Below are 23,656 nucleotides of genomic sequence, written 5' to 3' on the forward strand. Positions count from 1 at the left end.
TGTTTATTCTTGCTTTGTGCACATTCTCATCATACTGTGGGCAAAAGTGCATTTGCTTTGGCTCGTATGGTGCACTATTTTTAGAATTGACAAATGGCGGGAGGAGCACGTATGATTCTGTTCAACATCAAAACTAAACTTTTTCTGGTCCTCGTCCTCGTATCGATCGTGCCAATTATCGTTGTTTCTGTCAGTTCCTATCGCAGTTACACGAAGCTGGTGAATGAGCAGACCTCTCTCGTGACGTCGACAACTATAGGCAATTCGGTCAAGAGCATGGAGGAAATTTTGCAGAACATCGACCGGATCTCCGTCACACTCCTTCAGCAGTCTTCAAATGCAACCGCTTACAGCACTGTGAGTGATGAACTAATCAAGTTGAACGGTACCAACGATCAATATGAAATCTTCATGATCCGCAGCAAATTGAAACTGATCTTTGAAAACATTCTGCTTGGTTACAATTACATCAATGGTTTGTACCTTTTCACACCTGATGGCAAATGGATAAGCTATGGCAGTAGCGGCACAGACCTACGCCTTGATTATGTCGCACTTCGCGATGAGTGGTATCTGGATACGATCAAGCGCAAAGGCGATTTGTATATTGGTGAAGTTGGCGTCAAACCTTACATCATTAACGCCAAGGAATCCATTGGCTTCTCCAGAGCTCTCTACGATCCCAACAACAACGAGTTCCTAGGCGTGTTTATGCTGGATTGCAGTATGAACATTTTTGACGGTCTAAAACGTAATCCGGCACCAAGCTTGTCCAATCTATATCTGGCGAACGACGCTGGCGAGATCCTGTACTCCAGCGACGGAAGTAGAGTTGGCACTCCTCTCTCCGATACTCTGGCTGCGGCAACGCATCAAGTCGGCAACAATTCACAGTACAAATCAATCCAAGATAACATGATGACGGTAATCCAGAAAGTTCCCGGCCGCAATTGGAACGTGATTGCCAACATCTCTATGGATCGGTTGTATGAGCAGTACAACATCTCGCAAAAGTTGCTGTTATACGTGGCCATAAGCTGTGCCGTCATTTTCCTTCTACTTTCCTTTTTCTTGTCCAATCTGATTACCAAACCCATCATTGAATTGACCAAACTGATGCGCAAAACCAAATCTCATCGCTTTGTGACCATCAAGCCTCAAGTAACGAGGCAAGTCGACGAGATTGGAATCCTTTACCATGAGTTCAACAAAATGATGAAAGACATCGATACGCATATCCGAGAAAGTTACCAGAATAAAATCCTCATGCTGGACTCCCAGATGAAGGCATTGGAGGCACAGATCAACTCCCATTTCCTCTACAATACGCTGGAGTCGATTAATAGCATTGCCGAGATCGAAGAAGTTGAGAGTATTGTGGTGATGACCAAGTCACTCGGGGACATGTTCCGCTACAGCATCAAAACGGATAGCGAGCTGGTCCCGGTCAGCGAAGAACTTCAACATGTAGAAAACTACATGGCCATCCAGCAGATTCGGTATGGTGACAAGTTCGCGTTCAACCTTAATGTAGACCCGGAAATTCGGAGTCGTCGCATGCTGAAGCTTCTGTTGCAACCACTCGTGGAAAATGCCATCTATCACGGGTTGGAGAACAAACGTGGGAAGGGTTCCGTTACCATTACCGGTTTGTTTCAGGAGGACAGCATCGTGTTCGAGATCTGGGACGATGGCGTGGGCATGTCCTCAACACAAGCGGAAGAACTTCGACAATTGCTCCAGCAGCCACCTGAATTCGTCGCCGTTGGTCAAAGGCATAAACAAAGCATCGGCATCAAAAACGTGCATTCACGAATTGCTTTGTATTACGGAGAGGGTTACGGCCTTTCGTTTCATACCGATTTGAATACAGGAACTCGAATTACACTCGAAATTCCGGCCAATTGGGAAAAGAGGTGACCAAGAGATGTACACGTATATCGTTGTGGACGATGAACCCTTGATCCGCAAAGGTTTGTTGAAAAAAATCGGGACTTTTGAGCACTCGCTTGAACTCTTAGGCGAAGCAGATAACGGCGCAGACGCCTTGGCTTTGATTGAATCGTTCAAGCCGGACATTATCTTTACGGACATGCGTATGCCTGAGGTCGATGGCAAACTGTTGATCAGGACAGTATGCCAGCAATATCCGCGCATCAAGTTAATTGTCATTAGCGGACATACCGATTTTGATTATATGCAAGAGGCAATCTCTGCGAAAGTTGTAAATTACCTGCTGAAGCCTTTTAGCCGGGATGAAATCCACGGTACGCTTCACCAAGCCATCCAAGCCATCGAACAGGAGCGCTCTCTTCAGCGGGAAGTCGTTCTAAGAGAAGTAGAAACGGAGCAGATGAAAAGGGATACAGACATGCAAGCCTTCCTGAATTATGTGCTGGCTCCCCATTCATCCATCAAAACACCTATGTTCCGCTCTGCGGAATTTGCCGCCATCATGGCTTCTGACCAGTTCATTTTCTTGACGATTTATGGTCCTCAACCGCTTACAGCACAGCAACTGCCTACCTTTTCGAATGGCCTGTACATTCCTCATCCACAAACGGATCAGCTATTGTTTTTCCTGATGCATGATCTGGGTTGCTCAGGCCAGCTTGATTTGCAGAAAATGGCGGAACAAACAGCAAGTATAATTTTGACCAAATCCGAAACTACGGATTGTTGTGTGGGGATCAGCTTGCCTCATACAGGTATTGGTGGGGTCCGAGAAGCTCATTATCAAACAATCCTTGCGTTGGACGAACGAGCCATTACCGATTTTGGAAAATGTTACGTATTTTCACGGGAGCAAATTCCTTTACATCAACTGAAGTGGGCTCGAACGTATGAACTGTTATTTTTTATAGAGAGCGGGAATGTACCAAAGGTGGAAGAGCTCATCACCGATTTCTTTGCTTTCTACATACGCCAGCCTGACGCTTTGCTTGCCCACCTGAAGGAGCAGTGCAGAGACATTATCACGGAAACCAAACGGCTGCTGAGTAACTATATCCAGAACGGAGGTAACAGTAGCGCCTCTTCCAGCTTGGAGGCCGTTCTGAACGTCTCGTTCGATATGGAGTGCATTAGGCATTACATGGTAAAGGTGCTGACGGGAACAGCTCATCTGCTTAAGGAAGACAACCCCTACGCATCAGATCAAGTGATCGACAACGTCAGGACATATATCGATAATCACTATACCAAGGATTTAACGCTGGAATGGGTATCGTCCCTGTTCTACCTGAACCCGAGTTACCTCAGTCATTTATTTAAAGAAAAGACATCCGAGAACTTCACTGATTACGTAAACCGACTACGGATCAGTCAAGCCAAGCAGCTCTTAACGAGCACAGACGATAAAATCTACCGGGTTGCCAAACAGCTAGGTTACGACAATCCAAAATATTTTTTTCGGGTGTTTAAAAAATTGACCGGTTGGACTCCGGAGGAATACCGAAAGCAACACAAATCCTTCACCGCAAATAACAAGGAACCAGGCCATGTATGATGGCCCAGTTCCTTATTTTCGTTGTTCTGGTTCTTAGTGATCCAGCCGTTCTATTATCCGGTCATGCACACGGACAATAACAGTTGCAAGTTGTGCCCGTGTAAGGGTGCTCTGTGGTTGTAACAGTTTATCCGGCGTACCTTGGAATATACCAAGCTGAATGGCCGTTGCCATGACTGCCCGGTTATTTGGTGTCAGCTGGGCCTGATCCTTAAAATCTTCCAGCCATGATTCAACCTCTGCTTCTGGCAGTTTCGTATCCACCCCAGACAAGTTCAGCGCACGAACGAGCACCATTGCCATGTCCTCACGTGACATTGGGGCATTTGGCAGGTACTGCCCTTCTTCCATCAGGCCATATTCCTTGGAGGCTCGTAAAATCGGATCAAACCATTTCTCGTTTGCTGCCGCTCCCATCGGTTCAATTCCTAACGCATTCAAGGCAGCCATCAACGTTTGGGCCGATGTTGTCGTTCCTTGGGGTTGCATGCGGCGTTCCGATACGCCATTGATCAACAGCAAGCTGTTGGCTTTGGCAATATCTTTGGCATACCAAGCTGAAGGCTTAACATCAACAAATTCGCGGAGCGAGTGAATCGCAACGTACGTGCCTCCTTGGTTTAACAGTACTTTCCATACCTTGTTTCCGTTTGTGTCTTTGGTCAACACGCCAGGCACCGGCGTAAGTTGTCCTCCTTCCCCAACGTATGCGATTGTTGTGGAGTTTGCAGCTACGACATCGTTAACAGGCAGCGCTGCAATGACATACGTGTTCTGCTTATCTTTGATGGATACATTCCATGGATCGCCGATAACCCGGATGCCAGATGAACGGATATTTGCTGCCTTAGCTTGATCAGCAACATCCCCCGTTTGCACGGTCACGACAGCAGAAACATTGCCCTCCGAATCCGTTTCGCCTTCAGTCTCGGACCCGGATGCTGGTGGCTTAACAGGAGTTCCAACACTACCTGATCCAGGCGTGCTTGGCGAATCTGGATTTGTTCCTGGATTTGTGCCTGGACTTCCTGGATTTGTTCCCGGCTCTTTCAACGTAAATGACAAACTGTCAATCCGAAGATCCGGTTCATGAAACACCAGATACAGATCATGTACGCCGCTCACGGCAGCAGAAATATCCGCCTCTACGTCAACGTACCCTAATTCCTTGACCGTTACGTTAGCATTGCTAATCTTGTAGGAGACAGGTTCTGTCACCGGTACGTTCCATACAGCAAGCGGTGCAGTATCGAGCGCATCCGCATGCAACGAGATCGTGCCACCCTGCACATTAGATGCGACAGTTGCCTTCACCTTCTGCGCACCTGTCAAGTCAGCCTTAGGCAATGCGATCCACGATCCATTTTGTTTGGACCGAACTGCATAATAACCTCCAACAATCGCTTTGGCTTTTAATTGGGCTGCCGTGCGTTCCTTGGATACTTCGTGGTAAACGACCTCGTTCGAAGCAAACGCATGATCAAATACATTTATAGGCTGGGTAAGGGGTAAGGTCGAAACCGACTTCCCACCAATGCTTAATGCCTTCGATACTTGCACGTCTGCATCACCAGCTGAGGTTCCGATCATGAATTCATAACTGCCCTGTTCAACGATCCATTCGCTCTGATTCACATCCCATAATGCCAGCGTTTGTGGATCGACCTGCAACAGGACTTCTTTTGTTTCACCCGGAGTGAGATGGATCTTCTCAAATGAAACCAGCTTCTTTTTAGGCGCATGTTCGCCGTATGCAGAGTTGCTGTTACGGGCGTACAGCTGCACGACCTCGGAAGTGGCCACATCTCCTGTATTGGTTACGCGGACCGACACCGTGAATGGTTCATCTCCCGTTACAGAAGACGGTACGGTCAGGGAATCGTACGTAAAATCAGCATATGATAACCCGTAACCAAACGGATAGGTCACCGTGGCATCTGTATACATATAAGTCAACTCAGATTCAATGGGGTCTGCATTCGTCATATCAACCATAAATCGGGGGTCGATGTCGTCAAGGCCAGTAATGTTACCTTCTGGTATAACATATGGACTAATGGAAGGGAATGCATCAATGCCTGCATACCATGTGGACGTCAGGCGGCCTGTCGGCGCGTAATCTCCGTACAATACCTGGGCCAGAGCATACGAATCGTATTGACCGCCATATGGCTGGTAAACGATCGCTGAGACGTTAGGGTTGTTCTGAATGCGCTCCATGTTTACAGGGAAGCTCGATTTAACCACGACAACGGTTTTCTTGCCCTGGGTTGCAAAGGCAGCAGATACTTTGTCGACCAGTTCATAATCTGCCTCGCCCATATCGAGGGTAGACCGGTCGTTACCTTCTCCTGCACTATGTCGTGGAATTGCTCCGACAAAGACGATGGCGTAATCGTCTTCCGTGGCTCTTGCTACCGCCTCTTCGCCCACGTTCTTCACCACGGCCTTCTCAAACTTCACCCCGTCCGGGCGATTCGCAGCATTATCCTTGCTTCCCAGTGGAGATGATGTAGTCACGAGCTTACCAGCATCATCTACCTTGATAAAGCGTCCGTTGGCATAATACCAATTTGTAAAGTCACCAGAGAATCCTGTACGGTACCCATTGGTAACAATAGACATTGAGCCATCCTCGTTCGTTTCCATTCGTAATGTTGGGGGTATGGCACTCGTATCACCCATCATCTCAGGAAGGTTCCAATCATTGTTCGTCAGATTGAGGCTGGTACGATCCGTATTGCCAACTGCTGCATGATTTGTCGCAGGGGAAGTCACCCAACGCTGGTTATACAGCGACAATAAACTTGAACCCGCCTGACCCCAATCGTATACTCGGAACAAGTGGGAGAAACTGGCCTCATCTGGGGCATCCGAAGTTGTGATGAGCTGCGCTCCCTCCGTGCCTGCATTTGGACTATACACGTCTGCCGTGACCGTTTGTTGATTCGCTTTAGAGGTTAGTGCAATGACTTCATTTCCTGGGGCATAGTTTACGTTACTGCTACCATTCATTTTAATGATTGAGAGCAGTGGAGATTCACCTGAGTTTTCCAGCTTAGGTGTCGCGCCAACTGAATACGTTGTCTTGAAGCGTGCGTCGGCATACACCCCAGAAACAGCAGCGTCATTTCCTTTTTCCAGCGGAAGTGTGCCATCATTTTTCAACAAAACAACGCTCTCCTGTGCCGCTTGAAGTGCTATTTCCTGATGGTTCACTTGGTTATAATCGGAAGGCGGAGACGTCCTGACGTCTCTTGCTTCCTGGGCAAAAGGGTAGTTTTTCGGGATGCCCTGCTCATCAGTTTCATTGAAAATCCCCAAACGTACCAGCTGGTTTACATGTGGTCTGGCTGCTTCTATAAGTTCTTCCTCGGTAATTCCATATTCCCCTTGCTCTACGAGCGCCACGAGATCGGTCACATCCGCAGGTGTCGTCCCTGACGGCCGACCCGCATTCGCCTGAGCAAGCGCCATGAGAACGGTTGCATGACCGCGGTCCACGGCATAGCGGTCGTCATATCCATTTCCGAGTTGGTTCGCGTTGGATACAATTGCATCTCCATTGAAATCAGGCGAGCTGTATACACCATATTTCGCGTCCAAATTGGCCAATAATTGTAACGGGGAAAGGATGTTTGGAATGCCGTTAGTCCGGCCATAAGATGTCATTGTGCCCGCCAGCGCACCTGATTCAAATCCAGGGAGCGCGGCTCTGGTTTGGTACTCAAACAATGAACGCGCGCTTGCACTGTTATTCGCTGTCTGCCTGAACCACTGCGCGTTATATACGGAGTAATGCTTTGTCCCCACCGCTGCTCTCATCCAGAATCCATCTTCGCTGGTGGACTGATCAATTCCGCTAAGACCCGAAGCCATCTTGTCGATCAAGACTCCGGCCATATTGGGATCTTCAGAGAACCCTTCATCGAAACGACCGCTAAGCGGATTGATACGCATATCACTGACCACACTGAACGCCACGCTGAGGGAAGGATCGTTGCCCCCATGAATGTTGGATTCGCCTTGCTTGACCTTTAATTTGCTGATTTTCTCGTTCCCCATCACTTCACCGATATCGGACAAAAGTTCTTTGTTCCAGCTCTGTCCCATGCCGATCAGAGCAGGAAAATCGGTCGAGACACCCTGAACATTATCTGCAGCGGATAACGCACCCGGAATGACCTTGCCTGCATGTTTCCCCTGCTTCAATGTGTAATGGTTTCGCGAACCCGTCACATAAACGGCTGGGCCTTCGAGGCCAGTGTATTCGAAATAGGTGTCTACGTATGCATCCAGATGCTCTGGCACGCCATCGAATAATGGCATCCCGTCAAAGACACCTCCCTGCTGAGTTTGGAACTTTAACGTACTTGTCGTAGATGCTGATAGTGGCGTAGCTCCCCAGGACCCCCATGTCAGACTGACCACGGTGATGACCGCAATCACTTTGCCGCTAATCTTCTGCTTGAAACCTCTAGTCAAAGTCAATGTTACCCCTCCTTTATTTGTAATCGCTTACAATTTGGTACTCACTCATTATAGTTGGAGGAATGGTACATTTTGTTTATGGGTTGAGGTACAGTATTTTTAGATATTACGGTTATGTATCGTTAAAGGATAAATTTGAATTTATATTAAATATAAGCCTCATACTCCACCAATCACTGTACTAAGATGCTCGATTTAACCAACATAACAACTCATTGAAAACTTTGTTTCTGCGGTAACACAAGCTAGGTTCGATAACTTCAACGAATATTCAACCGAGTAATGTCACAAGGCTTGTCTCTAGTTATAACAATCAAAAAGGCGTTTCATAAGTCATCTTCCTGACTTATGAAACGCCCCACCCACTAAAATTACTTCATAAACATTCGATGTAATTTGGTTTTTTATAAAATGAACTCCAGCTACACAGTAACGAAGAGTGCAGAACCAATCTGGAGAAGCGAAGCGCTCGCCTTTATCCCCGGATTTTACCCTTTCAAAGGGTGATTCAAAAAAATCCGGGGATAACAGCGATCGAAAGATGGTACTGCACTCGTAGTGGCCATGTGTAACACCCTGTAGTTCATTTTACCCCACCCAACATTACATCGAATCCCTACCTAAACATCCCCCACAGCTTAATCAAATGAAACGTATTGTTCGGATCAATCTTCTGCGCGAGTACAAACGCAACAAACTGCTCCTCCTGCGCCGGAGAGAAATTCTCATTCATAATAACAGCTGAAGACTTGACCAACCTTCTGACCTTGGCCTTATCTTGCAGATCAGACTTGGTCACGCCATCAATCAACTTTTTGATACGCTCTTTGACAGCGGGATTTTTCATCTTTAATTTGATCCGCTCCACCAGCTGCGGACTAATTCCATATTGTTGATAACCCAAAACGTATAGCACCTCCCAAAAGAATGAACTCACTTCTTATTCATATGTCGGGAGGGCTTGTACACTTGTCTTTTTTTACAAAGGTAATACGAAAAACCAGCTATCAAGGTAAGCTTTAGTCAATCAGATCACCCTTGAATACTTGCTGTTGCTGTAGGAAATCGCGCAGAGGTGCATAGTCCATAGAGGTCCAGAAGGTAGCATCCTCAATTAAGTGGGTCACGTCATCTCTGGCCTGTTCCAGCACAGCAAAATCAGCAACCATATCGGCAAGACGGAACTCGGGTAGTCCGCTCTGTTTGGTACCAAAGAAGTCACCCGGACCCCGGAGATCCAGGTCCCGCCGGGATACCTCGAATCCATCCTCCGTTTCCGTCATGACCTTCATACGTTCTTGTCCAACCTCTGTCTTGGGATCAGCAATGAGTACACAATAGGAAGCATGCGCACCACGACCGACCCGACCACGAAGCTGATGCAGCTGGGAGAGACCGAAGCGGTCCGCGTCCATAATGACCATCAACGTTGCATTTGGCACATCGACCCCAACCTCGACAACGGTGGTGGAGACAAGCAACTGAATATCATTGCTGTAGAAGTCGCGCATCATCTCTTCTTTCTCCGCAGCCGTCATCCGTCCATGCAGCAGACCTACACGATATTTCGGAAAGTTCTGCTGCATCTGCACATGCAGATCAATGGCATTCTGCACATCCAGCTTCTCCGACTCTTCAATGAGTGGACAGATTAGATAGGCCTGACGGCCCTGATCCACTTCTCTGGAGATAAACCCGAGCACCCGCTCCATCATATCGTGCTTAACCCAATACGTAGAGATCGGAATCCGTCCTTTCGGACGTTCCGAGATCGTGGATACCTCAATATCCCCAAAAGCCGTAATGGCCAGTGTCCGCGGAATGGGCGTTGCCGTCATCGTTAACACATCCGGATTATATCCTTTGCGTCGTAAAACGCTGCGCTGATTCACACCGAAGCGATGCTGCTCGTCCGTCACCACAAGACCCAGATCACGGAAGAAAACATCTTCCTGAATCAGGGCGTGTGTACCCACCACGATATCAATCATGCCCATTTGCAACGAGGCGATCAGATCTTTACGTTTGCGTCCATTTACACTGCCCGTTAACAGCCCTACGGTTACCCCAAACGGTTCAAACAGCTTTTGCAGTGAGCGCATATGCTGCTCCGCCAGAATCTCCGTAGGCACCATCAGAGCCCCTTGGAAACCGGATCGAACAGTCGTATATAGCGCAATTGCCGCAATAACCGTTTTACCCGATCCTACATCACCCTGCAATAACCGATTCATTGCATAGGGCGAACGCATATCATGCAGAATTTCAAGCTCCACCTTTTTCTGAGCATCTGTCAATTCAAAAGGTAAACTGCGTACAAACTCACGGATCGTCGTATTGTCCGTTGTATGTACCACGCCATCCATACGATTCCGGTTGAGCGCACGATACGCCTGCATTTTCAACTGGAACAGAAACAACTCTTCATACACCATCCGCTGTCTGGCCTGTTGACCCTCCCGGTTGTCCTGTGGACGATGAATCCCCGCAATCGCCTGTTTACGAGGCATCAAGCTGTATTTCTTCATCAAGGACTGAGGCAGAATCTCGGGAATCATATCTCCGAATTGGATTAACCCTTGATTGATCGTTTTCCGCATCCATTGTTGCGTCAGCTTGCCGGTTACCGAATATACAGGTTGCAGTGTGCCTGAACGCCCATCGCCTTTATCGGGGAACTCCGAGTCAGTAACTGTCATCTGCATGCGTTTTTGTTCCCATTTTCCCGTAATCACAATCTCCCGATTAGGGGTAAGTTGTTCTTTGAGGAAATGTCGATTGAACCAGGTGGCTGTAATCATCCACTCTTCCGTCATGATCTTACAGGTGAGACGGGACTTTTTACCGTATCGTTGTAATACAGGAATACCCATCACCTGTCCCTGGACCGTAATCTTGTCCCCATCCTTCACTTCACTAAGTGAACGCAGACGATAATCCTCGTAACGGAACGGATAATATTCAAGCAGGTCTTTAACAGTAGAGATGCCAAAGGCGTGAAGCTCTCCCTCTTTGAGAGCACTCACGCCGTTAATTTGCTTAACTGATATTTCTTCCAATTTCATGTCTAATCCCTCATTCCGGAACAGGCCACATAAAGATCGCAATGACACCAGGTCCAACATGACTGCCTATTACGGCTCCAATATTGGTATAGATCACTTCATTCAGTGTAAAATGACCCCGCAGCTGCTCTGCACAAGCGATCGCTGATCCCGGGTCAGCGGTATGACCTACCGCCAGGTTAACCCGTTTGCCTGCAAGATCCTTCTGGAACAGCTCAATAATGCGTGCCATTGCTTTTTTATGACCCCTGACTTTCTCAACTGCGTAGATAACGCCTTCTTCATCAATAGACAGGATCGGCTTAATGTTAAGCAACGTTCCCAAGATGGCTGAAGCTTTGCCAATCCGACCGCCCTTTTGCAGATACTCAAGGGTATCCACGAGAAAGAACAATTTGCGAGATTGTTGCATCCCTTCAATGGCAGCAGTGATTTCGACTGCTGACTTGCCCTGTTCGGCAAGTTCAGCAGCCTGTACTACCATTAGACCGTATCCATACGATGCTGACTTCGAATCCAGCACGGTGATGTCACCCTCACGCTCCAGCAAAGACTTGCCAAGCATGGCCGATTGGTAGGTACCACTCATGCCAGATGACAGGTGGATCGATACAATCGGGCGTTCCGGGTTCTCATCAAGCAAAGCTTGATATACATTCATAAAATCGGTTGGAGATGGCTGTGAAGTTGTAGGCAACACAGATACTTTCTTCAACTTTTCGTAGAACTGTTCCGAAGTCAGATCAATACCATCTGCATAGGTCTCTTCTCCGAACAGTACACGCAGCGGAACAATGTGAATCCCGTATTTGCGAATGAGTTCTTCGGGAATATCCGCCGTACTGTCTGTTACTATCGCAACCTTGTGGCTCATGACTCTCCTCCTCTTCGCTAGAGTGCTATTAGGACTCTACGGAGAACAGATAATAATACACCGGCTGTCCTCCAAGATGTACCTCTACCTCAGCATCAGGATACTGTACTTCAAGCCATGCAGCGAGGGCAGCAGTAACCTCAGGGTCAGCTTCGTCCCCTTCAAGGATCGTCACCACTTCATCTCCACTCTCCATCATCTGTTTGAGCAGACCTTCACATGCTTGAAGCATGGTTTCATCTGTCGCTACAATTTTGGAGTTATGAATACCGATATAGTGCCCCGCCTTAATATCCAATTCATCATATTGCGTATCACGAACCGCATGAGTCACTTGACCGGACTGTACCCGGCTAATGGCTTCCAACATTTGGTCACGGTTTGTTTCCGCAGACTCATCTTCCTGGAAAGCAAAGGCAGCAGCCATCCCCTGTGGAATGGTCTTACTTGGTATAACCGTAATCCGGCGCTCATCTTCAAGCAGTTCACGAGCCTGCTCCGCAGCCAGTACAATATTCGAGTTATTCGGGAGTATAAATACCTGCTCCGCAGCAATGGTACGAACGGCTTTTACAAAATCCTCAGTACTCGGATTCATCGTCTGTCCACCGGACAGAACCACATCAACGCCAAGACTTTGGAAAATCTCTGCAATACCGTCACCGGAGGATACCGCAATAAAACCATACGGTGCCATCTCATCTGCTGGAAGCACAGCCTCTTCCATACTGCGCGCTGCCTCAGGTGGAATCTCTGCAAACAATTCAGGTGATGGAGCAATGTCCATGCCTGCTGTCAGGAGATCCCGATGCTGTTCACGCATATTGAGAATATGAATCTGTGTAATCTCACCATAATGTAGCGCCAGGTTTAATACATCGCCTGGTGTCTTGGAATGGACATGAACTTTGATGACTTCATCATCGGCAATGATAATGATCGAATCCCCATTAACTGACAACGCTTTCCGGAATGCTTCGTCATCAAATGCCACTCCTGCATTCTCTCCAAGCTCACGGTTAATGAAAAATTCCATATCATACAGGAATTCAATATCTTCCGTTTCCAGTCTCGCCTGAGCAGACAATGGCATCTCCGGTGCAATCACCTGCTGCTGTGCAGGCTTCTTGATATCCACTTCTGTCGGTGCAGCCGGTTTCAAAGCAGATGCTGCCGCGGATGGGGTTACTTCTTTGTTCAGCGAAGTACGATTCACACCGTCACTTTGCAGCAATACTTCCATAAAGCCCTCGTAGATATATACAAGCCCCTGACCACCTGAATCCACAACACCAACCTGTTTCAGTACAGGCAGTAATTCCGGAGTCATTGCCAGTGCTTCTTTTGCTTTTAACAAAACTTCATTCATTAATTCAGTAATATCATTCGTCCGTCTTGCGTAGTAGTTGGCATGTTTCGCCGCTTCCTTGGCTACGGTAAGAATGGTCCCTTCAACGGGCTTTACGACTGCTTTGTAAGCTGCGTCAACACCGTTCTGCAGGGCTGCTGCAAATTGGAGCGTATTCAGTTCCTCATAGGGAGCAGCTGAACGACTAAAACCACGGAACAATTGCGACAGAATAACTCCTGAATTCCCCCGTGCGCCCATAAGCAGGCCTTTCGATAGAATACCGGCAGCTTCGCCGATGGAGGCAGAACTTTTTCTTTTAATCTCTGCAACTCCTGCACTCATTGTCAAATTCATGTTCGTTCCCGTGTCACCATCCGGCACAGGGAAAACATTCAGGGAATTGACGTGCTCTGCATGCTGTCCAAGTTGTTCCGCTCCGGCAAGTACCATTGCGGTGAAATCTGTTCCATTTAAAGAACGTATACTCAAGTGAGAATTCCCCTTCCTAGCTTGATACACGAACACCTTGCACCAAGATGTGTCTGGTCTGTTCATGCGCTAACGCGGACTGCGTTATTCTTCGTCCATACCTTGTCCGGCACAGGCATACAATACAACATGTCAGCCGGATTAACGGTCTGGGCGGCCGGGCTACCAATATCCTGCACTCTCTGCACCCCTAACTTCGGGGCATACGGATATGCACCGGTATCAAGAGCCGGCATGAATGCCGCATGGAGACTGGTGCCAATGATGGAATGCCGCAGCTCACAGCGTTGCCAAAAAGCAGACCACCGACCTCTAAGTACGGTTTATTCTCCGACTTCCTCGCGGCAACAGCCTGTTCACCACTGTATTATGGACTACTCAACATTGTACTATATTAGACAGGAGAAATAAATAAAGTTTTTGGATCAGTTGACGAAGCTTTTTTAATTATGATATTATATTCAAGTATTGTTTTATGCAGGTTAAGTAATGGAAATGATCCGGTTCATGCCGGCTTAAACAACGCCATTAGCTACTGAAACCTGATCTTTATGATCGGGAAGAACAATTTAGCCCTTATGGAATGACTTTTCGTTTCTGAAGGCAACTGGTTATTTTAGGATAGGAGGTGTAATCTATGTCTCGCAAATGTTATGTGACAGGTAAGAAACCGGGCACCGGTAACCACGTATCCCACGCTAACAACCGTAACCGTCGTACTTGGGGCGTAAACGTTCAGAAGGTCCGCATTCTCGTTGACGGCAAACCAAAACGTGTATACGTAAGCACCCGTGCACTGAAAGCCGGTAAAGTGACTCGCGTATAATCACGCAAAGCTACTATAAATCGGGTAAGCAAAAAGCACCTTGTTCCTTGCAGGTGCTTTTTTGGTATTCAAAAAAGGGATTCTTGAATACGCTCATTAACATGTGAATGGCCGCCGCATGGCGCTTCGCAGGTACGAATTCCAGATAAGCCTGAGCCAAAGCGGCGGTATTCCCTGTTACCTTATCAATCGGATCAGTTCTTTTGAAACGTATTAAGAATCGCCTTTACAAACCCTCCCAAAAACTTCGGCAGTTTGAATGTGTAAAATTTCATAATTCACCCTCCCCATCATGCTCATGCGTCCGCCGTATCCTATGCTTCAGGCCTTCTTTACCTCAAACACGACAAAAAAGGCTACATGAGAAACCTGCTCATGTAACCATATTTATGCGGAACCTTCGATCCCTATTCCACAATGACAAGCCCGAAGATCAGGTCATTTACGTTTGGGCAGGAATATATTGATAGACAGCGATCATGAAAACACTCAGTACATAATACAGTATGCTGAATATGACAAAAGTAACCCGATGCCCGGTACGATCAAATTTGCGGAAATACATAATAACAACGCCCACCCCGATTAATGACGTAATGGCATTAAACGGGGATTGAATAACCGCAAACAAAGCAAGCACAAGTCCCGTCACGAGACTCGCAGCCATCGTCCACAGTGTCTCCTTGAGGGTCATAGATCAGCCTCCGTAGCTACGGCGAATTTCAGTAATCGCGGCAGCACGATCCTCACGGCCAAATACGGCACTCCCGGCAACGAGCACATCTGCTCCAGCTTCCACTACAAGTGGAGCAGTATCGGCTGCAATCCCGCCATCTACTTCGATATGTACATCATGGCGTCCCTTTTCGTTCAACCAGGTACGAATCTGCTTGATTTTGTTCATGGTACCCGAGATAAATGCCTGTCCGCCAAAGCCAGGATTGACCGTCATAACAAGAACCATGTCCACATCATCCAGAACTTCGAGAATGGCAGACGCTGGCGTTCCCGGATTAAGGGCTACTCCCGCCTTCACTCCCTGCTCCTTGATAAGGTGAATAACCCGGTGCAGATGCACACAAGCCTCAGCATGAACGGTAATTACCGCTGCACCCGCTTTGGCAAATTCCTCAACATAACGCTCCGGATTCTCAATCATCAAATGCACATCGAGCGGCAAGCTTGTATGTGGAGCGATTGCCTTCACAATCGCAGGTCCAAGCGTAATATTAGGGACGAAATGACCGTCCATAACGTCAACATGAATCCAGTCTCCTCCTGCAGCTTGAGCTTCTGCAACTTCCGCACCAAGGCGGGCAAAATCAGCTGATAATATCGATGGGGCAATTTTAATCATGTTAATACCTCCGCTTCTTATCTTTCATTTCGGTCAGGAACAGCACATAGTGCTGATATCGGCTTTCGGAGATCAGACCTTCCTCCTTGGCCGCAAGCACACGACAGCCTGGTTCATGTGTATGGGTACAACCTCGGAATTTGCACTGATCTGCAAACTGGGCGAATTCCCGGAAACAAGTGGAGAGTTCCTCCACACCGATCTCCAAAAAGTCCAGTTGGCTGAATCCTGGCGTATCCGCAACAAATCCACCATTATCCAACGGAATAAGCTCCACGTGCCTGGTGGTGTGTTTCCCTCGTCCTAGACGCATGCTGATCGCATTTGTCTCCAGCGTCAGGCCCGGCATCAATGCATTTAACATCGAAGACTTGCCTACACCGGATTGTCCGGAGAATACGCTGATCTTACCAGCCAGACGGTCTCTGAGCAGTTCACTGCCTTCACCGGTACGTGAACTTGTGGAGATCACTTCATAACCAACCTGTTCATACAATGCTTTCACTTCAGCAACAGTGTCTTTGGCTGGATCAGCCAAATCCAGTTTGGTCAACACAATGAGTGCATCCAGCCCCGCCTGCTCGATGTGAACAAGGAACTTGTCCAACAGGTTCAGGTTCATATCCGGTTCCTTCACAGAGAACACGAGAACAGCCAAACTTACATTGGCTACAGGAGGACGGATAAGTTCCGTCTCACGCTTCCGGATTTCATCTACCGTTCCTTCTCCGTTCTCTGTCAACATGTAGCTGACGCGGTCACCTACAAGCGGTGATGTTCCCCGTTTTCTGAAGATACCTCTGGCTCGACATTGAACGGCGGAACCTTCAACCGAAGGAACCCCGTTGTCTTCCACTGGCATGACATAATAGTAACCGCTTAGCGCTTTAACGATGATACCTTCTGGCATAGCTCCGTCGCCCTCCTTTAGATGGTGGTACATTTACTCCAGACGCCAGCATAAGCCGCCCTTATGGACGGCTTGATGCGTTAATGACTTCCTTTTTCTTCTCTTTTTCCTTACCGTGCCCCTTACCATTATTCATGGCAGAAGTGTCCTCATCTACACTGTCACCTTCACCGTCTGCCGGTGTGGACTCAGGTTCACCTTCCTGATTGGGATCAACACTGCCTTCATCAACGCTACCTTCACCTGGATCAGGCTCATTTTCTGGCGGCGTCTCAGTGCTTTGTTCCGGGTCAATGGAAGGTACATTTACTGTTCCGTTTTTGGCGTCACTGTAGGAGACAAGATACGTATCCAGGAACTGTCCATCACGATATACGGACACAGCCCCATTTTCATTTGGAGCGAGCACAAGTGGAATGGTCAAGGTCTGGGTTGAGTTCACGGTGCGTGTTCCCCATTCCTGATTCTTGCCGCGTGCATCTTCATATGTGATACGAATTTTACTGTTTTTGCCCTCTTCTTTGGGTGACACATTGATATTAAAAGGATATTGCAGCGCTTCAGGCGGATACCCTGTACTGATAAAGATCGTAATCTTATCACCAGGACTCACCTCTGTGCCCGCTTCCACAGGCCATTGCTGCGTCACTTTGCCCTTTTCTATCGTATAGCTTGGTTCTTCCTGCACCTGAGCAAGTTCCAGTCCAGCAGATTTAAGTTTTTCTTCAGCTTCACTGCGGGTAAGATTTTTCAGATCAGGCATTTTGACCGTTTCAGTACCTTTACTTACGGTTAACTCAATCTGAACTGTCGCAGGATCAAATTCCTCATTCACACCCGGTGTCTGGGAAATAACAGAACCTGAAGCCACATCATTGGAGAAGTCATCTTTCCGCTGAATCTGATCTTCCTTAATGCCAAGCGCAGTCAACTTCTTGACAGCCTCATCATAAGTTACTTGTTTGACATCAATCATCTTCACCAGTTCTTTTTCTGCACCAACACTGATCTGGACCTCCGAACCTTCTTTGACAACATCGCCTTCTTTTCTGCTCTGGTCATAGACGATACCCGGTTCAACACCTTCCTGGTACATACGGATGACCTCATCACTGACGACGAGTCCTTTCTCCTCAAGCATTTCACGAGCCTTTTCTTCCGTCTGAGTGATCACGTTAGGCACCGTTACTTCAGGTACGACCAGCATTCCCTTGACATACCATACAACGCCCACCATGGCGATTAGAATAAGAACGGTTAATGAAATGAGTAGAGTTGGCTTCTTCCAGCTCTTGGATTTTGCCTTACCCTTGCCCGTTTCTTCGTCAGACTCCATCACCGGCATTGCACCCGTCGATGTAACTCCGCGCGGTTCAGGCTTGATCGCTGGCATAACGCGAGTCTGGTCTATATCATCCTCATCCGGAAAATCAATCTTCGTTTCATTACGTCTCTCCGGCATCAGGCAAGTTTCCAGATCGGTCTGCATTTCTTTGGCCGACTGATAACGTTCCTGCGGATTTTTACGCATGGATTTTAAGATGACATTTTCCACACTTTGCGGAATCAATGGATTGAATTTGCGTGGTTCATCGAACTCTTCCTGCAAATGTTTCAATGCCACACTGATTGGACTTTCACCCAGAAACGGAAGTTGCCCGGTAAGCATTTGGTAAAGTACGATCCCAAGAGAATATAAGTCCGATTTTTCACCAGTAACGATGCCTTTGGCATGTTCCGGTGAAAAATAATGTACAGAACCAACTACAGAACCCGTCTGCGTAATCGTTGTAGATGTAACGGCACGGGCAATCCCGAAATCCGTTACTTTCACACGGCCATTCCGGCCTATTAATATATTGTGGGGTTTGATATCCCGATGAATAATTTGATTATGATGTGCATGATCAAGAGCATCTGCAATCTGGGAAGCGATTCGGACAGATTCGTCCACTTGCAGCGGCGCACGTTCTTTAATAATTTCATTCAGGTTTTTGCCTTCCACGTACTCCATGACAATATAATGAACGTCATCTTCCTGCCCCACGTCATAAATGCTAACTACATTCGGATGAGACAGTGATGCCGCCGATTGTGCTTCCCTGCGGAAACGGCGAATAAACTCTTCGTCATGCACAAACTGTTGTCTAAGGACTTTAATCGCTACATTCCGGTTTAACAGAAGATCCTGTGCTTTGTACACAAGAGCCATGCCGCCACCGCCGACACGCTCAATCACTTCATAGCGTCCGCCTAGCTGGTGCCCAATCATGACTCACACCCCGTTTCCGTATCCACGGAACCTTCCCTCTGCAACTCAAACAAGGCAACCGTGATATTGTCGTCTCCCCCAGCAAGTAAAGCCAACTGGAGCAGTCGGTCTGCACGATCTTCCAATGCCAGTTCCAGATTGCCGGCAACCTGAATAATCTGCTCATTACTGACCAGGTTACTGAGACCATCGCTGCACAGGAGAAGAACTTCGCCTTCCTCCAGCTTGACGGTATCCAGATCTACCTTCACCTCGGCATCTGTTCCAAGCGCACGAGTTAACACGTTGCGACGTGGATGATGGGACACATCCTCTTTGCTAATCTGACCATTTTTGAACAATTCATTCACCAGTGTATGGTCCTCGGTTAGCTGGATCACAGCTTTGTTCGCAATTTTGTAGGCTCTGCTATCACCGATGTGTCCAATAACACCTTCCGTATCGTTCAATAATGCCGCAACCACCGTTGTTCCCATGTTGTGGTACTTGTCATCTGTGGATGCCGTGCGGAAGATAACTTCGTTGGCATGCAAAATAGCATCGCTGAGAGCTGCAGACAGAGACGCATGTGACAGACCTGGTTCCAGTGTTCCCAGATCTTGTACCAACGTCTCTACTGCCAAGCGGCTTGCCGTATCCCCTGCAAGATGTCCACCCATGCCATCGGCAACAATACCCAGAATATATCCTGTATCGAGATTACGAATCCAGGCTGAATCTTCATTCACCGAACGCACTCGTCCGATATGGCTCACATGAACTGTTTTGATCAAAACGTTCTCACCTCAACTCCATATGCTTTGCACGAAGCTGACCGCAAGCGGCAGCAATATCATGTCCCTGTTCACGACGAATGGTTACATTAACACCCTGTTCCGAGAGAATCTTCTGAAAATTGAAAATGTCGCTTCTCGATGTTCTTACGTATTTGCGTTCAGGTACATGGTTAACCGGAATCAGGTTCACGTGACACAACATGTTCTTAAGCACGCTTGCCAGTTCTGCTGCATGCTCTGGCTGATCGTTTACCCCACCAATAAGTGCATACTCGAACGTAATTCTCCGACCTGTTTTGGCCAGATAATAACGAAGGGACTCCATCACGTCTTCAAAAGGAAAACGACGGTTAACCGGCATCAATTTCGAACGCAGTGCATCATTTGGTGCATGGATCGAAATGGCGAGGTTAATCTGTGTATCTTCATCTGCAAACTTGTAGATGTTCGGAACGATTCCGCTCGTGGATACCGTGATGTGACGCTGACCGATGTTCAGCCCTTTTTCATGAATCATAATGCGCAGGAAAGTCATCGTAGCTTCATAGTTTTCGAAAGGTTCACCCGAACCCATGATTACAATGCTGCTGACACGCTCGCCGCGTTCATCTAAAATTTTCTGAGCCTGCACAACCTGGGCAACAATCTCCCCAGCCGTAAGGTTACGCTTGAGACCACCCAATGTGGATGCACAGAACGTACAACCAATACGACAACCAACCTGAGTGGTTACACAGATGCTGTTCCCGTAGTTATGCTTCATGATTACTGTCTCAATGGCATGATCATCATGAAGACCAAAGAGGAATTTAACCGTTCCATCCTTGGATTCAAACTTGGTAATTTCCTTAAGCGTTACGAATTCAAATTGCTCTGTCAGTTTTTCACGCAATGGCTTGGACAGATTGGTCATTTCACTGAAATCATTCACGCGTTTTACATAAATCCAGTCAAAGATTTGGCCACCGCGAAACGCCGGCTCCCCATTCTCAACGGCCCATTGCTGTAGTTGTTCCAGAGAATAATCATATATAAAAGGTTTCATTTTGTTGTCAACACCTATTCCTTCTTTTCTTTTCGTTGGCTTCCTTCTTTTCGTTCCATTCGTCCTATTCTATCACAAAGACCACGTTACATCCATGTATACCCTTGATATCTGTACTTCATGCATTATAACACCTCAATGCTGCCATCGCACCCTGTCATCACTTTTCTCTGACAATTATATCGAAGTCCCATCACAAAGAAATCCGCCGAAGTTCCCCTCGGCGGTCATGCTTCCGTGCTCTATTAAACTGTTATTTCGCTGTTTTTGTCAACCGTGCGATGAAAAATCCGTCGCTGTGAGCGTATTGTGGCAAAATCTGAATACCACCGTTCACTGCCTTCAAGTTCGCTGTCTCCGATTCAGACCAGACAGATGCTTCTGCTGGACTATATTCCGGATGTCGATTCAAGAAGTCTGCCACCATATCCTCATTCTCAGTAGGCTCAATCGTACACGTGCTATACACCAGAATACCACCTGGTTTTAACAACGGTGCAACCCGATCAAGCAATTCACGCTGCAAGCCTGCGATATCTTCGATATCTTCTACGGTTTTGGTCCATTTCACATCTGGCTTGCGTCGAATAACACCGAGACCTGAACATGGTGCATCCAGCAAAATGCGGTCAAACGACGCTTCCGGATACCGTTCGTTCAGATCAAGAGCATCTCCAGTTACAGCATCGATGCAGCTCAGACCGAGACGCTCCGCCTGATCCAGGATCAGCTGGCGCTTGTGAGCATGTACATCATTCGCGACAATACGACCGCGATCCTGCATTTTCTCCGCCATGTGAGCTGTTTTACCACCTGGAGCTGCGCAGCAATCCAATACAAGTTGGTCTTCTTCCGGCGCAACGGCTTCAGCGACAAGCATGGAACTTTCGTCCTGTACAGAGAACAGGCCATCCCGATACCAGGACGTTAGAGCCATATTTCCGCCACTACGTACAAGAATACCATCGGAACTCAGGCGAGAAGCTTCAACGACTGCACCTGTGCTGGCCATCTCATGCATCAGTTTCTCCCGTGTGGTCATTGTGGTGTTGACCCGAACACTCACCGCTGGCGGCTCGTTATTCGCACGACAGATCGCTTCTGCCGTCTCTTCGCCGTACTGGGCAATCCAACGTTTAACCATCCATAACGGGTGGGAATGCTCCAGTGAAATACGTTCGGCAACGGGCAGATGTTCTGGAATACGAATTTCATCCCGATTACGGATCATATTACGAAGTACACCATTCACCATGCCCGAGATTCCCTGATGGCCCAGTTTCTTCGCCAGATTAACCGCTTCGCTCACCACGGCATGTTCCGGAATACGATCCAGGTATATCATCTGGTATACGCTGATTCGCAGCAGGCTACGAACCCATGGTTGCAGTTTGGATACTCCTTTGGCCACGTAACGTTCCAGAAAATAATCAAGTGTATTCAATCTGGCGATTGTTCCATACACCAATTCGGTAGCGAGTCCAGCATCTGCGGGGCTTAAATCCGCCTCTTTCAGACGACGGTTCAACTCCAGATTACTGTATGCTCCATCTTGCTCAACAGCACTCAGAACTTTGACTGCCAATGCACGAGCAGATGTTTTGGGTTTCTGGGAGCGAGATGCACCATCCGATTTACCCGAATTCGGACGACGGTTTCCTTCACGCCCGGATGAATTTCCAGTAGCTTTCTGGCCTTTTCCTGACGAACGACCTGGTATGTTACCGCTCATCGCAGCACCGTTCCAGGTTTCAGTGTACCACCGCGAGCAAAGTCAGCAGCTTGCATCACCTTTTTGCCTGCAGGTTGCACTTCAGTCAACCAGAGGGACCCATCGCCTGTGCGAACTTCAATTCCTGCCTTGCCCAATTGAAGCACGGTTCCCGGCTCTGCTTGTCCAGCATCCGAAGAAGTTGCCTGATCCACCTGATTGGGGTTAGCCGCAGCCCAGACTTTGAAGACCTGATCTTCCCACATCGTAAATGCACCGGAGAACGGTACAAGGCCGCGGATCTGATTGAACAATTCGCGTGAAGTACGACTCCAGTCCATCTTCTCGTCATCCCGAGTCAGATTGCGAGCATACGAAGCCTCGGCATCATCCTGAGGGACAGCCGTTGTCTCGCCTGCAATCAATCGTGGCATTTCTGCCTGAAGCAGTTTGGAACCCGCCTCACTTAATTTATCAAACATCGATCCTGATGTATCTTCATCCGTAATTGGCAGTTCCACACGAGAGATCATATCTCCGGTGTCCAGGCCTTCGGCCATATACATCAATGTGACTCCTGTCACGGATTCACCGTTAATAATGGAACGTTGGATCGGGGCTCCACCGCGATATTTTGGCAAAAGTGAGCCATGCACGTTCACACAACCGCGAACAGGCATATCCAGCACGGCTTTGGGCAGAATCTGTCCAAAGGCCGCGGTCACGATCAGATCCGGCTTCCATTCAGCCAAGCGGGCTACGGCTTCCGGATCACGCAATTTAACAGGTTGAAACACCGGCAGACCGTGGCGTTCTGCCGCGGCCTTAACCGGTGTTGGCGTAAGTACTTTTTTGCGTCCCTGTGGTTTATCAGGCTGAGTCACCACACCCACCACATTGTATCCCTCTGCCATCAGCATATCGAGAGAAGGAACTGCAAATTCAGGTGTTCCCATAAAAACAATATTCAAATCGATCACT

At 47.9% G+C, this 23,656-nt stretch carries 17 protein-coding genes; 3 read left to right on the plus strand and 14 right to left on the minus strand.

All coding sequences use genetic code 11. The features are described 5' to 3' along the window. Positions 1 to 111: 111 nt before the first annotated feature. Together QNO02_RS20035 and QNO02_RS20040 are read left to right on the plus strand one after the other, a co-directional pair. On the plus strand, positions 112 to 1,920 hold the full coding sequence (locus tag QNO02_RS20035) for a sensor histidine kinase (protein ID WP_289389780.1): 1,809 nt from the start codon (positions 112 to 114) through the stop codon (positions 1,918 to 1,920). Positions 1,921 to 1,927: 7 nt separating this feature from the next. Beyond that, positions 1,928 to 3,508, plus strand: coding sequence for a response regulator transcription factor (locus QNO02_RS20040; protein ID WP_289389781.1), 1,581 nt, complete (start codon positions 1,928 to 1,930; stop codon positions 3,506 to 3,508). 33 nt (positions 3,509 to 3,541) lie between these two features. Here QNO02_RS20040 and QNO02_RS20045 read toward each other — a convergent pair whose 3' ends face one another. The 5 genes from QNO02_RS20045 to QNO02_RS20065 form a co-directional block, all read right to left on the minus strand. Next, the gene (locus QNO02_RS20045) at positions 3,542 to 7,999 is read right to left on the minus strand and encodes a glycoside hydrolase family 3 C-terminal domain-containing protein (RefSeq protein WP_289389782.1); all 4,458 of its coding nucleotides are present in this window, start codon (positions 7,997 to 7,999) and stop codon (positions 3,542 to 3,544) included. Positions 8,000 to 8,615: 616 nt separating this feature from the next. Further along, positions 8,616 to 8,903 (minus strand): stage VI sporulation protein F, encoded by a 288-nt coding sequence (locus QNO02_RS20050; RefSeq protein WP_036614589.1) that lies wholly within the window; start codon positions 8,901 to 8,903, stop codon positions 8,616 to 8,618. 115 nt (positions 8,904 to 9,018) lie between these two features. Continuing rightward, a complete protein-coding gene (gene recG, locus QNO02_RS20055; protein ID WP_076250891.1) occupies positions 9,019 to 11,064 on the minus strand; it encodes an ATP-dependent DNA helicase RecG in 2,046 nt (681 codons plus the stop codon). 10 nt (positions 11,065 to 11,074) lie between these two features. Next, positions 11,075 to 11,938, minus strand: coding sequence for a DegV family protein (locus QNO02_RS20060; protein ID WP_091028666.1), 864 nt, complete (start codon positions 11,936 to 11,938; stop codon positions 11,075 to 11,077). 28 nt (positions 11,939 to 11,966) lie between these two features. Beyond that, positions 11,967 to 13,778 (minus strand): DAK2 domain-containing protein, encoded by a 1,812-nt coding sequence (locus QNO02_RS20065; RefSeq protein ID WP_289389783.1) that lies wholly within the window; start codon positions 13,776 to 13,778, stop codon positions 11,967 to 11,969. A gap of 637 nt (positions 13,779 to 14,415) precedes the next feature. On the opposite strand from QNO02_RS20065, the gene rpmB reads away from it, so the two are divergent. Then, the gene (gene rpmB, locus QNO02_RS20070; RefSeq protein WP_017687459.1) at positions 14,416 to 14,604 is read left to right on the plus strand and encodes a 50S ribosomal protein L28; all 189 of its coding nucleotides are present in this window, start codon (positions 14,416 to 14,418) and stop codon (positions 14,602 to 14,604) included. A gap of 194 nt (positions 14,605 to 14,798) precedes the next feature. Here rpmB and spoVM read toward each other — a convergent pair whose 3' ends face one another. From spoVM to fmt, 9 genes are all read right to left on the minus strand, one after another. Beyond that, positions 14,799 to 14,879, minus strand: a complete 81-nt coding sequence (spoVM, locus tag QNO02_RS20075; protein ID WP_019424875.1) for a stage V sporulation protein SpoVM — start codon at positions 14,877 to 14,879, stop codon at positions 14,799 to 14,801. A 167-nt stretch (positions 14,880 to 15,046) separates the two neighbouring features. Further along, positions 15,047 to 15,298, minus strand: coding sequence for a hypothetical protein (locus QNO02_RS20080; RefSeq protein WP_091014322.1), 252 nt, complete (start codon positions 15,296 to 15,298; stop codon positions 15,047 to 15,049). 3 nt (positions 15,299 to 15,301) lie between these two features. Further along, positions 15,302 to 15,961 (minus strand): ribulose-phosphate 3-epimerase, encoded by a 660-nt coding sequence (rpe, locus tag QNO02_RS20085; protein ID WP_017687456.1) that lies wholly within the window; start codon positions 15,959 to 15,961, stop codon positions 15,302 to 15,304. A 1-nt stretch (position 15,962) separates the two neighbouring features. Continuing rightward, positions 15,963 to 16,871, minus strand: coding sequence for a ribosome small subunit-dependent GTPase A (gene rsgA / locus QNO02_RS20090; protein WP_017687455.1), 909 nt, complete (start codon positions 16,869 to 16,871; stop codon positions 15,963 to 15,965). 61 nt (positions 16,872 to 16,932) lie between these two features. Next, a complete protein-coding gene (gene pknB / locus QNO02_RS20095; protein ID WP_289389787.1) occupies positions 16,933 to 19,143 on the minus strand; it encodes a Stk1 family PASTA domain-containing Ser/Thr kinase in 2,211 nt (736 codons plus the stop codon). After that, positions 19,140 to 19,916, minus strand: a complete 777-nt coding sequence (locus QNO02_RS20100; RefSeq protein ID WP_091028658.1) for a Stp1/IreP family PP2C-type Ser/Thr phosphatase — start codon at positions 19,914 to 19,916, stop codon at positions 19,140 to 19,142. The genes pknB and QNO02_RS20100 overlap by 4 nt, the downstream gene beginning before the upstream one ends. Before the next feature lie 7 nt (positions 19,917 to 19,923). Further along, complete coding sequence (gene rlmN, locus QNO02_RS20105; protein WP_036614609.1) at positions 19,924 to 20,964, minus strand: dual-specificity RNA methyltransferase RlmN; 1,041 nt, start codon at positions 20,962 to 20,964, stop codon at positions 19,924 to 19,926. A gap of 253 nt (positions 20,965 to 21,217) precedes the next feature. Further along, on the minus strand, positions 21,218 to 22,696 hold the full coding sequence (gene rsmB / locus QNO02_RS20110; protein ID WP_249912203.1) for a 16S rRNA (cytosine(967)-C(5))-methyltransferase RsmB: 1,479 nt from the start codon (positions 22,694 to 22,696) through the stop codon (positions 21,218 to 21,220). Next, complete coding sequence (gene fmt, locus QNO02_RS20115) at positions 22,693 to 23,646, minus strand: methionyl-tRNA formyltransferase (protein WP_249912202.1); 954 nt, start codon at positions 23,644 to 23,646, stop codon at positions 22,693 to 22,695. The genes rsmB and fmt overlap by 4 nt, the downstream gene beginning before the upstream one ends. Positions 23,647 to 23,656: the final 10 nt, after the last annotated feature.

Source organism: Paenibacillus sp. PK1-4R (genome assembly GCF_030369595.1).
Lineage (GTDB): Bacteria > Bacillota > Bacilli > Paenibacillales > Paenibacillaceae > Paenibacillus.